The following is a 13,568-nucleotide window of genomic DNA, read 5'->3' as shown; positions in this document are numbered from 1 at the left end:
GGCCCGTGTATCCCTTCGCCTACACCCGTGCGAACAGCGTCCGGGAAGCCCTGGACGCCGGTCGACGCGGCGGCCGTTACATCGCCGGCGGCACCACCCTGGTCGACCTGATGCGCGAGACCGTCGAAACCCCCGAGACGGTGGTCGACATCAGCACCCTGCCCCTGCGGGAGATCACCGCCACCAAGGGCGGGGGCATCCGCATCGGCGCGCTGGCCCTGATGTCCGTGGTGACCGCCGACTCCAAGCTGAACTCCCTCTACCCGGTGGCCGCCCAGGCCCTGCGGGGCGCCTCGGCCCAGCTGCGGAACATGGCCACCATCGGCGGCAACATCATGCAGCGCACCCGCTGCACGTACTTCCGCGATGTGACGGCCGACTGCAACAAGCGCGAGCCCGGCTCCGGTTGCGCCGCCCTGCACGGCTACAACCGCGGCCACGCGATCCTCGGCGGCTCCGATCACTGCGTGGCCGTGCACGCCTCCGACTTCGCCGTCGCCCTCACCGCCCTGGAGGCGACCGTCCACCTGCAGGCGCCGGACGGCAAGGAGCGCAGCCTGCCCTTCGCCGACTTCCTGCTCCGCCCCGGCAGCACCCCGCAGCGCGAACAGAACATCCGGCAGGGCGAGTTGATCACGGCGGTCGAGATCCCGGCGTACCCGCGTCCGCTCAAGTCGGCCTACCTCAAGATCCGGGACCGGCAGTCCTACTCGTTCGGGCTCGCCTCGGCTGCTGTGGCCCTGCACATCAGAGGCGGCGTGATCCGCGAGGCGAAGGTCGCCGCCGGCGGTGTGGCCACCGTGCCGTGGAAGCTGTCCGCCGTCGAGCGAGCCCTCATCGGCGAGCGCCGCTCGGACCGACTGTGGGCCGAGGCCGCCAGTCACGCGGCCGACGGCGCCCGCCCCCTCCAGCACAACCGGTTCAAGGTCGAGCTCCTGAAGCGAACCGTCGAACGCCAGCTGCGCACCGTAGGAGAAATGGAATGAGCCCCCAGCCGCAGGCAGCCGTAGGTGCGCCGCTGTCCCGCGTGGACGGCCGGCTCAAGGTCACCGGTACGGCGCAGTACGCCGCCGAGCACGACATCAAGGGTGTCGTGCACGCCGTCATCGTCGACGCGAGCATCGGCCGCGGCCGCATCAGGTCCATCGACACACGCGTCGCCGAGAAACACGCGGGCGTGCTACGGGTGATCCATCACGGCAATGCCCCGAAACTGCCGTACCGCGACAACACCGGATCCAACAACCCGCAAGGGCGCAGGCTGCGGGTCTTCCAGGACGACCAGGTGCTCTTCCACGGCCAGCCGGTTGCCGTCGTGGTGGCCACCACCCTGGAGGCCGCCCAGCACGGGGCGAGCCTGGTCAAGGTCCGCTACGACGCCGAGAAGCCCTCGACCGACATCGCCAAGGCCGAGCCGGGCGAGCCGACGCCCTATGCGCGCGGGGACGCGGAAGCAGGGCTGCGCTCCGCCGCCGTACGGCTGGACCTGAAGTACGAACTGGCGCGCAACCACCACAACCCGATGGAGCCGCACGCCACCGTCGCCCGCTGGGACGGCAATCGGCTCACGGTGTGGGACAAGACGCAGTGGGTGATGGGCACGCACGACGAGATCGCGGCGGTCTTCGACCTCCCGGCGGACGCGGTGCGGGTCATCAATCCGTTCGTCGGCGGTGGCTTCGGCAGTGGACTGCGCTGCTGGCCGCACACCATCGTCGCTGCCCTGGCGGCGCGGGTGACGAGGCGCCCGGTGAAGCTGGTGCTGTCGCGCAAGCAGATGTACTTCGGCACCGGATTCCGGCCGGCCTACGAGTACCGGCTGCGCCTCGGCAGCGACCGGCGCGGCAAGCTGAACGCCGCGATCCACGACATCGACCACGAGACTTCGTCCTACGAGACCTTCTTCGAGGCCGTCCTGGGCACGGGCCAGATGATGTACAGCATGCCCAACGTCCGCCAGGCGTACCGGCAGGTGCCGTTGGACGTGAACACCCCGATCTGGATGCGCGGGCCCGGCTTCGCCCCCGCGTCGTTCGTGATCGAGTCGGCCATGGACGAGCTCGCCACCGAGCTCGGCATCGACCCGATCGAGCTGCGCCGGCGCAACGAACCGGCCGAGGACGAGTCGACCAACGAGCCGTTCTCCTCCCGACGGCTGAGCGAGTGCTACACGGTCGGCGCCCGCGAGTTCGGCTGGGACCGCCGCAACCCCAAACCGCGCTCCACACGGGAGGGGAACCTGCTGATCGGCCTGGGCATGGCCGCCGGGGCCTACGACTGCGGGCGGTATCCGGGGCAGGCCAGGGCTCGGCTGGATGCCGACGGCACGGCGGTCGTGGAGGCGGCCACCACCGACATGGGGCCCGGCACGTACACCTCTCAGACCCAGGTCGCGGCCGACGCCCTCGGGTTGACCATGCGCACGGTGACCTTTCGGCTGGGGGACTCGGAGTATCCGTTCACCTCGCCGCACGGCGGTTCGTCGACCATGGCCAGTGTCGGCTCGGCCGTCGTCGACGCCTGCAACAAGGTACGCCAGCAGGCGATCAAGCTGGCCGTGGAGGACCGCGAGTCGCCGCTGTACGGGGTGAACGCGGACGACGTCGTCGTGCGCAACGGCCGACTGCACGACCGGAACAACACGGCGCGCGGTGAGACGTACAAGAGCCTGCTGGCCCGCAACGACCACTCCCATCTGGAAGCGAATGGCTCTTACGAAGGGCCTGGCTCCGACCGGTCCGCCTACTTCGCTTACAGCGCGACCTTCGCCGAGGTCTCGGTCGACGCGGACCTGGGGCTCGTGCGGGTGCGCAAGATGCTCGGCGTGTACGACGCGGGGCGGATCATCAGCCCCAAGCTCGCCGACAGCCAGGCGATAGGCGGCATCGTGGGCGGCATCGGCCAGGCGCTGCTGGAGCACACGGTCACCGACCACCGCGACGGACGGATCGTGAACTCCAGCCTCGCCGACTACCTCGTGCCCGTGAACGCCGACGTCCCCGAGATCAAGGCGATCTACCTGGAGGGCGAGGACAATGCCGGCAACCTGCTGGGCGTCAAGGGACTTGGCGAGGTCGTCCAGGTGGGCGTGGCGGCCGCGATCGGCAACGCGGTCTTCAACGCCACCGGCCGGCGGATCCGTCAACTGCCCATCACTGCAGAGGCGTTGCTCTGACGGCTCCGCCTCCGTAGACGGGTCCGGCAGCCGAACCCCCCGTACGGCTGCCGGACCTCCCAGGGTCGCCGCCGCGTATGCGCCCCCGTTGACGCGGCGGCGGCCCGCTCACCTTCTGCGACAGCGACCGCCTGCTCTGGAGATCCTGGAGACTCCCATGCTGAACATCGCGGACACACTGCACCGTTGGTGCCGCGAGGAACGCCCCTTCGCGCTCGCCACCGTCGTCGACGTCACCGGCAGCGCACCCCTGCCCATCGGTACATCGGTCGCGGTGGACGGGGACGGCACCGCCATCGGCAGCATCTCCGGCGGCTGTGTCGAGGGCGCGGTGTACGAGCTGTGCCGGCAGGTGCTGCGGGACCAAGGGCCGGCTCAGCGGGCCTGGTTCGGCTACTCCGACGATGACGCCTTCGCCGTCGGGCTGACCTGTGGCGGCGAACTCGACGTCCTCGTCCAGCGCATCGACCCCGCCGCCCAGCCGCAACTCGGCGCCGCGTTCGCCGAAGCGGTCGAGGGACGGCCCGCTGCCGTCGCCCAAGTCGTGGACGGGCCTGAGGGATTGCTCGGCGCCACGTTGAGCGTGCTCGGCGACAGAAACTGGATCGCCGACCGCACGCTCGGCGACGGGCCGACCGGCCCGGCCGTGGGAGACCGGGCCACCGCTCAACTCCGCAGCGGATGCACTGGACTTGTCTCGCTCGGTGGAGACGCCGACACCTGCCCCGAGCAGCTCACCGTCCTCGTCCACGTGGCCGCCACCCGCCCCCGCATGCTGATCTTCGGCGCCATCGACTTCGCCGCCGCCCTCGCCCAGGCCGGCCGCTTCGTCGGCTATCACGTCACCGTGTGCGACGCCCGCCCCGTCTTCGCCACCGAAGCCCGCTTCCCGCACGCCGACGAGGTGGTCGTCGACTGGCCCCACCGCTACCTGGCGCAGACAGCCTTGGACGCCCGGACCGCCGTCTGCGTCCTGACCCACGACGCCAAGTTCGACATCCCCCTGCTCCAGCTCGCCCTCGACCTGCCCGTCGGCTACGTCGGCGCCATGGGCTCCCGCCGCACCCACGACGAACGCCTGCGCCGCCTGCGCGAAGTCGGGCTCACCGACAGTCAGTTGACCCGGCTGCGCTCCCCGATCGGCCTCGACCTCGGTGCCCGTACACCGGAAGAAACGGCGATCTCCATCACCGCCGAGATCATCGCCCACGCCAACCAGAGCACCGGCCTGCCTCTGACTCGGGTCACTGGCCCGATTCACCGCGCTTCCGGTGCGGCTTCAGACACTCATGCGGTGTGCGATCTCCTGTGAGTTCCTTTGAAGGCGTGAGCGGAATGGGAAGCCCATGCTCATTGACTTCTACGGCCGAGTGGCCACCGATCTGAGGTGTTCCCGCAAGTGACGCCGGTGCGGACGGGCGCGGCGCCATCATGGCGCGAAGGGGCCTCGAACGAGGTGCGGGAAGCGGGCAGTAGCATCGGCCGAGCTGCGGCACCGCGAGGACGTCACCCAGGCTGACGAATCCGTGACCCATCATCGTGGGGTCCCTGCTGTTGCCTCATGCCGTCGCAGGGAAGAGGCGCTGGACGGCGGCGACGATGGCTGCCCGGCGGGCCGCCAGGAAGGCGTCGCGTTCCTCGCCGAGGGGAACGAGGTCGGTCTCGCCGGCCCACGACAGAGCCAGCTGACTGACGAACACGAGGATGTCCTCCGGCTCCCATGCGGGATCGAGGTGGCCGGCCCCCTGCGCCTTGCGTACCAGCTCGATCTTGCGGCGCAGGGACTTCTGGACCGGGTCGTCGGAGGGAGCCTCCCCGGCCGGCAGCTCCAGCTGGCCCCACATCATGAGCCGGTGGCGTTCGGGGTGGCTGATGGCGTGGTCATGCATGCGGCCGGCGTAGCCCGGAAGATCGGTGGGATCCATGGGCACCGCTTCGGCCATGGCCGCGAGCTCCCGGCCGGCGACGAACCGGTAGAGCGCCTCCTTGCCGCGGAAGTACGCATAGACGCGTTCCTTGCTGGTGCGCGCCGCCTTGGCGATCCGCTCGACCCGCGCTCCCGCGATGCCGTGACGGGCGAATTCGGCGGTGGCCGCGGAAATGATGCGGTCACTGGTGGCATCGGTGACGCTGCTACGGGAGGCCATGAGGCCCGGCTTAACCAACCGAACCGTTTGGTGTGACTCACAGGAACAGATCATGCAGCGGCGCAATCTGGGCCGCCAGGGCCTGACAGTCTCCGAGCTCGGCTACGGCGCGATGGGTACCGCCGTCGGCTACGGCCCCTCGGAGGACACCGGGTCGATCGCCGCGATCCGCCGCGCTCACGAGCTTGGAGTGACCCACTTCGACACTGCGGAGATGTACGGCAGGGGAGAGGGTGAGGAGTTGCTGGGCAACGCTCTGGCCCCGATCCGCGACGAGGTGACGATCGCGACGAAGTTTGGTCTCACCCCGACCTTCGCTCCGAACTCGAAGCCGGAGCGCATCCGGGAGGTCGTCGAGAACAGCCTCCGCAACCTGAACGTCGACGTGATCGACGTGCTCTATCAGCACGGCCCCGACCCGAGCGTCCCGATCGAGGAAGTCGTGGGCGTGATGAAGGAGTTCGTCGACGCCGGCAAGGTCAAGTACCTAGGCCTGTCCAAGACCGACACCCACGCCATCCGTCGGGCCCACGCGGTGCACCCGATCTCGGTCCTGCAGCACGAGTACTCGATCTTCGCCCACGACTCCGAGCAGTTCTTCCCCGTACTGGAGGAGCTCGGCATCGGGCTGGTCGCCTATTCTCCGCTCGCCCGCGGTTTCCTCAGTGGCGCGGTCAAGTCCCGTGAGAACTTCGACGCGAGCGACTTCCGTCAGATGATTCCCTGGGTCCCGGAGAACTTCGACCAGAACCTCTCCATCGTCAGCGAGCTCACCAAGCTCGCGGAGAGCAAGGGCGTCAGCCTGTCGAAGCTGGCTCTGGCTCTGGCTCTGGCTCTGGCTCTGGCTGCTGGCGTAGAAGGACTGCATCGTCCCGATCCCCGGCTCGCGCAACCCCGATCGCGTCGCGCAGAACATCGCCGCCGCCGACCTCAAGCTGACCGCCGACGACCTCGCCCGCATCGACGAGATCGCACCCGACGGAGGTATCGGCGGACGAGGTATGTGACACCCGCACCCGCCCACCGGAGCCCGGCCGACCGCTGCGGGCAGGCAACCCGCACTCGTCGTTCAAGTCGTGTGCAATGGGCGCCTATTACCTGGGGGGCGCGCACCAGGCGCAGGTAGCGTTCCCACTCCCAGCGCGGGCCGGGGTCGGTGTGCGTGGCATCGGGGACTTCGTTGTGGCCGACGATGTGCTGGGTAGGGGCCCGACCGGTCAGGCGAGCGGAGGAGAGGCCGGCAGGTTCTGGTCGGCGGCCCAGGAGGCGAGGATGCGCAGCCGCTCGTGGGTGGGGGAGCCGGGTGCGGCCGTCCAGACGGTGAGGTGCTGGTCGGGGTCGGTGTTGGCCGTCAGCGTGTCCCAGTCCAGGACGAGTTCGCCGACCACCGGGTGGTTGAGGGTCTTCGTGCCCACCGTGCGGGCCGCGACGCGGTGGTCGCCCCACCACTGGGCGAACTGCTTGTCGCGCAGGGACAGTTCACCGACCAGCTCGATGAGTCGGGGGTCCTCGGGATACTGCGCGGCTTCCATCCGCAGCTGCGCCACGGCGAGCCGTGCGGAGGTCTCCCAGTCGGCGTACAGGGTGCGCATGGCCGGATCCGTGAAGCTGATCCGCGGGTAGTTGCGGTGCCTCTCCGGGATCCGGGAGAAGTCGGTGACCAGCGCTGCCGCCGGCGCGTTCCAGGCAAGGATGTCCCCGCGCCGGCCCTGCACGATGGCCGGGGTGGCGGTGAGATCGTCCAGCACCCGCTGCAACTGCGGCTGTACCTTCTGCCGCCCCCGGCTGCGGGCGCGGGTGGTGATCTTCCCGGCGAGCTGGAAGAGATAACCGCGTTCGTCGTCGTCGAGGTGGAGCACCCGGGCGAGGACGTCCAGCACGGGCGCGGATGCCTGCATACGGCCCTGTTCGAGACGCGTGTAGTAGTCGGTGCTGATGCTGGCGAGCTGGGCGACCTCTTCGCGGCGCAGCCCGGCGACCCGGCGGGGGCCGCCGTTGTCGGGCAGGCCGACGGTGCGCGGGCTCAGCTCGGCGCGGCGCTTCTTGAGGAATTCTCCCAGCTCGTTGAGGGGGACATTGCCGGTCATGCCGCTCAGCATGACACCGAACGCACCTGAGGAAGGAGGGAGAGTTTCCTCCCCGGATATCTCCCTCCCCGGATGCCTTTCTCCGCTTTTCGCCTCTTGCCTCGGCGTGTGAGGCTCCACATAGAGCAGCCTGCACGGCGATCCCGAGCGCTGTGCCCGCAAGATCCTTCCCACCCTGAGCGAAGCCCCTCCACCCACAAGGACTCACCATGACGACCTTCGCCCTCGTCGGCGCCGGCCCCGGCCTGGGGCTCGCCGCCGCCCGCCGCTTCGGAACCGCCGGCCACGCCGTCGCCCTCATCTCCCGCAACGCCGAAAAGCTGGACGGACTGACCGCCGAGCTGGCCCGCGACGGCATCCAGGCGCGGGGCTTCACCGCCGACGTCCTCGACATCGAGTCACTGGACGCGGCCCTGTACGCGGCGGCAGCCGCCCTGGGGCTCATCGAGATCCTGCAGTACAGCCCCGTCCCTCGCGCCGACTTCATGAAGCCGGTCCTCGACACGAGCGCCGACGACCTCGACGCGCCGCTCGCCTTCTCCGTCAAGGGCCCGGTCACCGCGGTGAACGCCGTCCTGCCCGGCATGCGCGAACTCGGCCGCGGCACCCTGCTGTTCGTCAACGGCGGCAGCGCCGTACGCCCCAACCCGAAGGTCGCCGGAACCTCCATGGCCTTCGCCGCCGAGAGCGCTTACGCCCACATGCTCCACAACGCCCTCGCCCCCGAGAACATCCACACCGCCCAGCTGATCATCCCCGGAGCCATCCGCCCCGACGCCGAGCACAGCAGCCCCGAGGTGCTGGCCCGCCGCCTGTACGACATCCACCTCAAGCGCGACGGCTTCCGCCACTACGCCGAGCCCCTGCCCGACTGACGCCCTGGGGTATGCCGTGAGCCCGACCACCCGTTCCAGCCTCGCCCGCGCTGTCCCGACCGCCTTACTGCTCGCAGTGACCGCCTGCACCGACGAGGCGCCCCTGCCCCCGTCTTCCCCGTCCTCCGCCTCCGCGTCACAGCGAACGCCGACGGCCACGGCACCAGCCGCACCGTCCGATGACAAGGACACCGCCATGAACCTCCGGCTCACCCTCGACGGCCACCGGGTCGACGTCACCTTGAACGACAGCGCCACGGCCCGCGACTTCGCCGCCCTGCTCCCGCTCACCCTGAACCTGAGCGACTTCCACGAGAGCGAGAAGATCGCTGACCTGCCCCGTCGGCTGTCCACCTCCGGCGCCCCGGACGCCTCCGAGGCCCAGCCCGGTGACCTGGCGTACTACGCCCCCTGGGGCAACCTGGCCCTCTTCTACCGAGGCAGCGGTTCCAGCGACGCCGGCCTGATCATCCTCGGCAGCGTGCACGGCGACACCGAACGCCTCGCCACCGCCACCGAGGTCACCATCGAAGCCGCCTCCTGACCAGGCCCACTCTCAACGGGAGGAAACACGTGAACCCCACCTACGACTTCACCGGCCAGGTCGCCCTCGTCACCGGTGCCGGCTCCGGCATGGGCCTGGCGACCGCCCGCGCCTTCGCCGAATCCGGGGCCGCCGTCGCCCTCACCGACGTCGACGAAGCCGCCCTGAACGCAGCCGTCAAGGAACTCACCGCTTCCGGCCACCGAGCACTCGCCCTCACCTGCGACGTCAGCGACGAGGACCAGGTGGCGGCCGCGGTCGACCGGACCGTCGAGACCTTCGGACGCCTCGACATGGCCTACAACAACGCCGGTATCCAGATCCCGGCCAGCGACGCCGCCGACGAACCCGCCGAGCGGTTCGACCGCGTCAACGCCATCAACCTCCGGGGCGTGTGGGCCTGCATGAAACACGAGCTGCGGCACATGCGCGCCCAGGGCAGCGGCGCCATCGTCAACTGCTCCTCCCTCGGCGGCCTGGTGGGCCTCCCCGGTCGTGCCTCCTACCACGCCTCCAAGCACGGCGTGATCGGCCTGACCACCAGCGCGGCCCTGGAGTACGCCCCGCGCGGCATCCGCATCAACGCCGTCTGCCCCGGCACCATCGACACCCCGATGGTCAGCGACATGATCGCCAAGGGGGAGCTGGACCGCGCCGAGGCCGAGGCCGACCAGCCCATCAACCGCCTCGGTACGGCCGAGGAGATCGCCCAGGCGGTCGTGTGGCTGTGCAGCCCGGGAGCCGGTTTCGTCGTAGGCGTCGCCCTCCCCGTCGACGGCGGTTACGTCGCCCGATGACGAAGTGGGGGGCCGCCGTCACCCAACGGACGGCGGCCCTCACGGCAGCATCAGACATCAACAGCCGGCGAAGGAGTCCACCATCTTCGAGGACAGGGTCCGTGCCGTCGCGAGGTCGGTCGGCGCCGTGAGCGTACTCGGCGGATGCCTGGTAGCGGGCAGTGCGAGAACGGACGGACTCTCAGCCACAGGACACGGCCGTCACCGTCCCTTCCTGCCATCGCTTCTCCCCAGGGACTCCCCACGGCCGTTCTTGGCTCGATCCGTAAAGGGTGTGAGAGCAAAGTGTGAACGGGAACTGAGCGTCACGTCAGGATCCTAGAGCCAGTCCCGTCGCTTGAAAATCACGTACAAACTCACACAAACTACCCCCATCAAGCCGATCGCGAAGGGGTATCCGAAGCTCCAACCCAGCTCAGGCATGTCCTCGAAGTTCATGCCGTAGATAGTTCCAACGAGCGTCGGAGCAAACAGAATCGCCGCCCGGCTCGAGATCTTCTTGAAGTCGTCCACCTGGTGGCGCTGACCTGCGGCGATGTTGCTGGGAACGTCTCTGGTCCGGGCTGATCCGACTTTCTGGGCCTCCCCAGGGAATGGCCCCACGTGGTCGGTGGGGCGTGCCAGAGAAGCTGCTCCGATGAGCCCGATGATCACAGGCGGTTGCTGCCGATAGTGGGGCGGAAGCCATAGGTAGCCGCTGCCACCCCTTTCGAGTGTCCTCGGCCACCTCTTCAAGGTCCGGCCGTGGCCGTGGAGCTCGGCCAGGCCGGCGCCGGTTACCAGCGGTCTCGCGATCGACTCCGGTCGCCCATCGCTGGAGGTCCCAGCCCTCTACGGCTGTTGTCGCAGGCGCGGCGGAATGCCGACTCTCCCGGAACGTCCGCGTGCATGACATCGGTCAGGCCGGGCCATGGCGATCCCCGCTCGCCAGCTCCTCGTGCGGGCTCAGCAGGGTGTGATGGTGTCGAGTTGTGCGGCGAGGTCGGGGTGGGTGGTGGCGAGGTGGGGGCGGGTGGCGTGGAGGGGCTGGATGAGGTCGGCGGGGTCGTCGTGGGCGAGGGCGGCGTGGAGTTCGCTGAGGGGGAGACGAGCACCGTCCGGTAGGTCGGTGAGGGCGGTGATCTGGCCGGCGATGCGGCGCAGGTCTGCTGCGTTTTGGCGGGCCCAGGTGGTGATTGTGCGTTCCGCGGCGCGGCGTTCGCGGGTGGCCTGGACGCGTTGTTCGCCGGTGGTTCCGGCGGGGCCGGGGCGGCCGCGCAGGTAGCGGCGTTCGGCGGCTTGGCGACTGGCGACCCCGAGGGGGTGAGCGAGGTCGGCCCAACTGGCTCCGGCGTCCCGGGCGGTCTCGATCAGGCCGGTTTCCCATCCGGCGAGCCGCTCGCGCACCTGCCGAAGCAGAAGGAGGGATGCCAGGGCCTGGTCCGTGCCGACTTCGTGAGCCTCGGGAGCGCCCGGGGCCTCGTGCCGGGCGGCGCGCAGGGCTTCGTCTATCGCCTCCAGGGCTGCCGCGGCGGCGAGGAACGACGCCGGACCGTTCGCATCGGTGCGGGGTGAAGCCGACCGGTCGGCCGGGGGCATGGGCACCTCCTCAGTTGTCATCCTTCAGACGACGCCGTGCTTGTCATCCATTGGATGACATGTTACAACGGTTTCAGTGAGGCGCATTGGCAGCCCACTGCCTGAACCTTCTGGAGGTGTTTTCCGATGTTGATGCGCACTGACCCCTTCCGTGAGCTCGACCGGCTGGCGCAGCAGCTGATGGGGCCCGGCACCTGGTCGCGTCCGTCCCCGATGCCCATGGACGCCTATCGCGAGGGTGACCAGTACGTGGTGGCCTTCGACGTTCCCGGCGTCAGCGCGGACGCGATCGACATCGACGTCGAACGGAACATGCTGACCGTCAAGGCCGAGCGCCGGCCGGTGGCGAAGGCCGACGACGTACAGATGGAACTGTCGGAGCGGCCGCTGGGCGTCTTCTCCCGCCAGTTGGTGCTGGCCGACACGCTGGACACCGAGCACATCCAGGCCGACTACGACGCGGGCGTGCTCACCCTGCGCATCCCGATCGCCGAGCGCGCCAAGCCCCGCAAGATCGCCATCGGCGTCGGGTCCGGCCGCAAGGAGATCTCCGGCTGAACCGGACGGACAAGGGCTCGACAGCGGCGGAGGACGGGTATCTGGTCGCCCCTCTTGCCCGTCCTCCGCGCCCCTGGGACCGAGGAAGGGTGGCGTCGGACGTGACTGTGCGACAGGAAGCATTCCTCGACCGCGTGAAGGAACGCGGAAGCACGGCACCGAGCAGCAAGCTGAACGCGCGGCCCGTGTGGTGCTTGCCCTGCTGGGCGCACACCTGGTCGGCGAGGTACGCGCCCAGTCTGGCGGCGCGGCTGCCGGAAGGCTTCGCCCTGATCCTGCTCAACCCGTTGCAGAGCGCTGAGCCGCTGCCCCCGGAGCGGTTCGTACGGGCAACCGCGGCCTGGATCGAGGGCGCCACCGAGCAGACCGCCGCCTGGGACGTCAGCGCCGTCCTCTGCACGGTCGCCGACGCCGCCGGCGACGATCTGCTGGGCCAGATCCTGCTCCAGCTACCCGCGGGCCACGACCTGCTCTTCGGCCGCCTCCAGCCCACTTGACCACCCACCCCCGGTGATCGCACACCGGCACCACGACCCTGGTGAGAGAAAGGCAACCACCGCAGTGATGTCCGACCGATCCGCACCGTTCCAGCACCCCTACGACAGGGCGTACGAGCAGATGCTGGAGAAGGTCCGCTACGACGGCGCCTACCCCACCCGCGAGAAGGCCGAGGAAGCCGTACGCCTGGTCCTCGCAGGACTAGGACGCCAGCTGGCCGGCGACGAACGCGCCGAACTGGCCGCCCGCCTCCCCTTCGAAGCAGCACGCATCCTCACCGCCCAGATCCCCGACTCCCAGCAGCTGACCGGATGGGCGTTCGTCAAGGACCTCGCAGCCCGCACCGGCGCCTCCCAGGCCACGACCCGCTGGGACACCGGATCCGTCCTCTCCGCCGTCGCCGCCTGCGCCGGCCCCGACCTGATCACCCGCATCCTGCGCCGGCTTCCCTCCGGCTACGCGCTGCTGTTCGGCCGCGCCGAACTTACCCCCGCCGCGTAGTCCCCCCCCGAGCACTGGAGCCCGCTCCCGGCAGATCATCTACGGGTGGCGAGGCGCCCGGGATGTAATGACGGGCTTCGACGCCACTCACCTCACCTTGACCCGCTCCTTCCGCTTCGGCCCGCTCCTGGCCGAACAGGCCAACAGATGGCTCGCGCTCACCGACGCGCCGATCAGGCTGACCGGCACCGACACCATTCCAACGAAGGTCGGCTTGGTCATCTGTCCGGACGCGGTGCTGTGCCGCACCAACATCGGCGCCATGACCGAAGTCATGAGGCAGTTGGAAAGCGGCCGTCGGGTGGCTCTGGCCCGGGGTGGGCAGACACTTCTTGCGCTGGCGCGCGCCGCCCGGGATCTCAAGGAGGGCCAGCGCACATCCCACCCCGAACTGGTTCTCTTCGCTTCATGGGGGAGCTGCAGGAGTACGCGGAATACGATCCCGCAGGCCTCGATCTCCAGCCGTTCGTGGAGCTCGTCGACACCCACGGGCCCGAAGCCATTATTGCTGCTGTCGACGCGCTGACCGGTGAAGACAAAGCCGAGGTCACGATCTCCACCGCTCACAGGGCAAAAGGCCGGGAGTGGCTCAAGGTCAGGATCGCTGACGATTTTCCCCCGCCGCCGGACAGCGGCCAATTGGACGACAGCGGCCACTCGATCCCGGAACCTGTGAGCGACAGTGACGCCCGTCTCGCCTACGTCGCCGTCACTCGCGCCCGGCACCAACTGGACCTCGGAGGGCTTGCATGGATTGAGAACCAACCAGCCCCTGTCGACGGCGCCTGACGCGTATTGCAGGCCTGTC

Annotated in this window: 14 protein-coding genes and 1 pseudogene; 11 read left to right on the top strand and 4 right to left on the bottom strand. The window is 69.4% G+C overall.

What is annotated here, in order from left to right; genetic code table 11:
- Positions 1 to 5: 5 nt before the first annotated feature.
- The 3 genes from ACZ69Q_RS30220 to ACZ69Q_RS30210 all read left to right on the top strand — a co-directional run bounded on the left by ACZ69Q_RS30220 (position 6) and on the right by ACZ69Q_RS30210 (position 4,487).
- The gene (locus tag ACZ69Q_RS30220) at positions 6 to 986 is read left to right on the top strand and encodes an FAD binding domain-containing protein (protein WP_471047643.1); all 981 of its coding nucleotides are present in this window, start codon (positions 6 to 8) and stop codon (positions 984 to 986) included.
- On the top strand, positions 983 to 3,175 hold the full coding sequence (locus ACZ69Q_RS30215) for a xanthine dehydrogenase family protein molybdopterin-binding subunit (RefSeq protein ID WP_471047640.1): 2,193 nt from the start codon (positions 983 to 985) through the stop codon (positions 3,173 to 3,175). The genes ACZ69Q_RS30220 and ACZ69Q_RS30215 overlap by 4 nt, the downstream gene beginning before the upstream one ends.
- 157 nt (positions 3,176 to 3,332) lie before the next feature.
- Complete coding sequence (locus tag ACZ69Q_RS30210; RefSeq protein ID WP_471047637.1) at positions 3,333 to 4,487, top strand: XdhC family protein; 1,155 nt, start codon at positions 3,333 to 3,335, stop codon at positions 4,485 to 4,487.
- A gap of 247 nt (positions 4,488 to 4,734) precedes the next feature.
- Here ACZ69Q_RS30210 and ACZ69Q_RS30205 read toward each other — a convergent pair whose 3' ends face one another.
- Complete coding sequence (locus ACZ69Q_RS30205; protein WP_471047636.1) at positions 4,735 to 5,322, bottom strand: TetR/AcrR family transcriptional regulator; 588 nt, start codon at positions 5,320 to 5,322, stop codon at positions 4,735 to 4,737.
- A 52-nt stretch (positions 5,323 to 5,374) separates the two neighbouring features.
- On the opposite strand from ACZ69Q_RS30205, the gene ACZ69Q_RS30200 reads away from it, so the two are divergent.
- Positions 5,375 to 6,448, top strand: coding sequence for an aldo/keto reductase (locus ACZ69Q_RS30200; RefSeq protein ID WP_471047632.1), 1,074 nt, complete (start codon positions 5,375 to 5,377; stop codon positions 6,446 to 6,448).
- Between the two features lie 91 nt (positions 6,449 to 6,539).
- Here the strand turns inward: ACZ69Q_RS30200 and ACZ69Q_RS30195 are convergent, their stop codons facing one another.
- Positions 6,540 to 7,421, bottom strand: a complete 882-nt coding sequence (locus tag ACZ69Q_RS30195; RefSeq protein WP_471047630.1) for a helix-turn-helix domain-containing protein — start codon at positions 7,419 to 7,421, stop codon at positions 6,540 to 6,542.
- A 197-nt stretch (positions 7,422 to 7,618) separates the two neighbouring features.
- Here ACZ69Q_RS30195 and ACZ69Q_RS30190 point away from each other — a divergent pair, with 197 nt between their 5' ends.
- The 3 genes from ACZ69Q_RS30190 (at position 7,619) to ACZ69Q_RS30180 (ending at position 9,625) form a co-directional block, all read left to right on the top strand.
- Positions 7,619 to 8,284: an SDR family NAD(P)-dependent oxidoreductase gene (locus ACZ69Q_RS30190; RefSeq protein ID WP_471047628.1), complete on the top strand. Its 666-nt coding sequence runs from the start codon at positions 7,619 to 7,621 to the stop codon at positions 8,282 to 8,284.
- A 196-nt stretch (positions 8,285 to 8,480) separates the two neighbouring features.
- Positions 8,481 to 8,828, top strand: coding sequence for a cyclophilin-like fold protein (locus ACZ69Q_RS30185; RefSeq protein ID WP_471047625.1), 348 nt, complete (start codon positions 8,481 to 8,483; stop codon positions 8,826 to 8,828).
- Between the two features lie 29 nt (positions 8,829 to 8,857).
- Entirely contained in the window at positions 8,858 to 9,625 is a 768-nt protein-coding gene (locus tag ACZ69Q_RS30180) for an SDR family NAD(P)-dependent oxidoreductase (protein ID WP_471047623.1), read from the top strand.
- 318 nt (positions 9,626 to 9,943) lie between these two features.
- Here the strand turns inward: ACZ69Q_RS30180 and ACZ69Q_RS30175 are convergent, their stop codons facing one another.
- Entirely contained in the window at positions 9,944 to 10,228 is a 285-nt protein-coding gene (locus tag ACZ69Q_RS30175) for a CorA family divalent cation transporter (protein WP_471048248.1), read from the bottom strand.
- Between the two features lie 342 nt (positions 10,229 to 10,570).
- A complete protein-coding gene (locus tag ACZ69Q_RS30170) occupies positions 10,571 to 11,203 on the bottom strand; it encodes a type III effector protein (RefSeq protein ID WP_471047620.1) in 633 nt (210 codons plus the stop codon).
- A 126-nt stretch (positions 11,204 to 11,329) separates the two neighbouring features.
- Between ACZ69Q_RS30170 and ACZ69Q_RS30165 the strand changes: the two genes are divergently transcribed.
- The 4 genes and pseudogenes from ACZ69Q_RS30165 to ACZ69Q_RS30150 form a co-directional block, all read left to right on the top strand.
- Entirely contained in the window at positions 11,330 to 11,761 is a 432-nt protein-coding gene (locus ACZ69Q_RS30165) for an Hsp20/alpha crystallin family protein (RefSeq protein WP_365791599.1), read from the top strand.
- 101 nt (positions 11,762 to 11,862) lie between these two features.
- Positions 11,863 to 12,258: a DUF2267 domain-containing protein gene (locus ACZ69Q_RS30160; protein WP_471047617.1), complete on the top strand. Its 396-nt coding sequence runs from the start codon at positions 11,863 to 11,865 to the stop codon at positions 12,256 to 12,258.
- Between the two features lie 67 nt (positions 12,259 to 12,325).
- Positions 12,326 to 12,760: a DUF2267 domain-containing protein gene (locus tag ACZ69Q_RS30155; protein WP_471047614.1), complete on the top strand. Its 435-nt coding sequence runs from the start codon at positions 12,326 to 12,328 to the stop codon at positions 12,758 to 12,760.
- Positions 12,761 to 12,785: 25 nt separating this feature from the next.
- Positions 12,786 to 13,549, top strand: a pseudogene (locus tag ACZ69Q_RS30150) (3'-5' exonuclease); the annotation flags it as partial.
- Between the last annotated feature and the right edge of the window lie 19 nt (positions 13,550 to 13,568).

The organism is Streptomyces sp. NPDC036764, from assembly GCF_055609385.1.
Note: the sequence above shows the minus strand (reverse complement) of the source record. Positions and strands in the feature narration are given on the sequence as shown.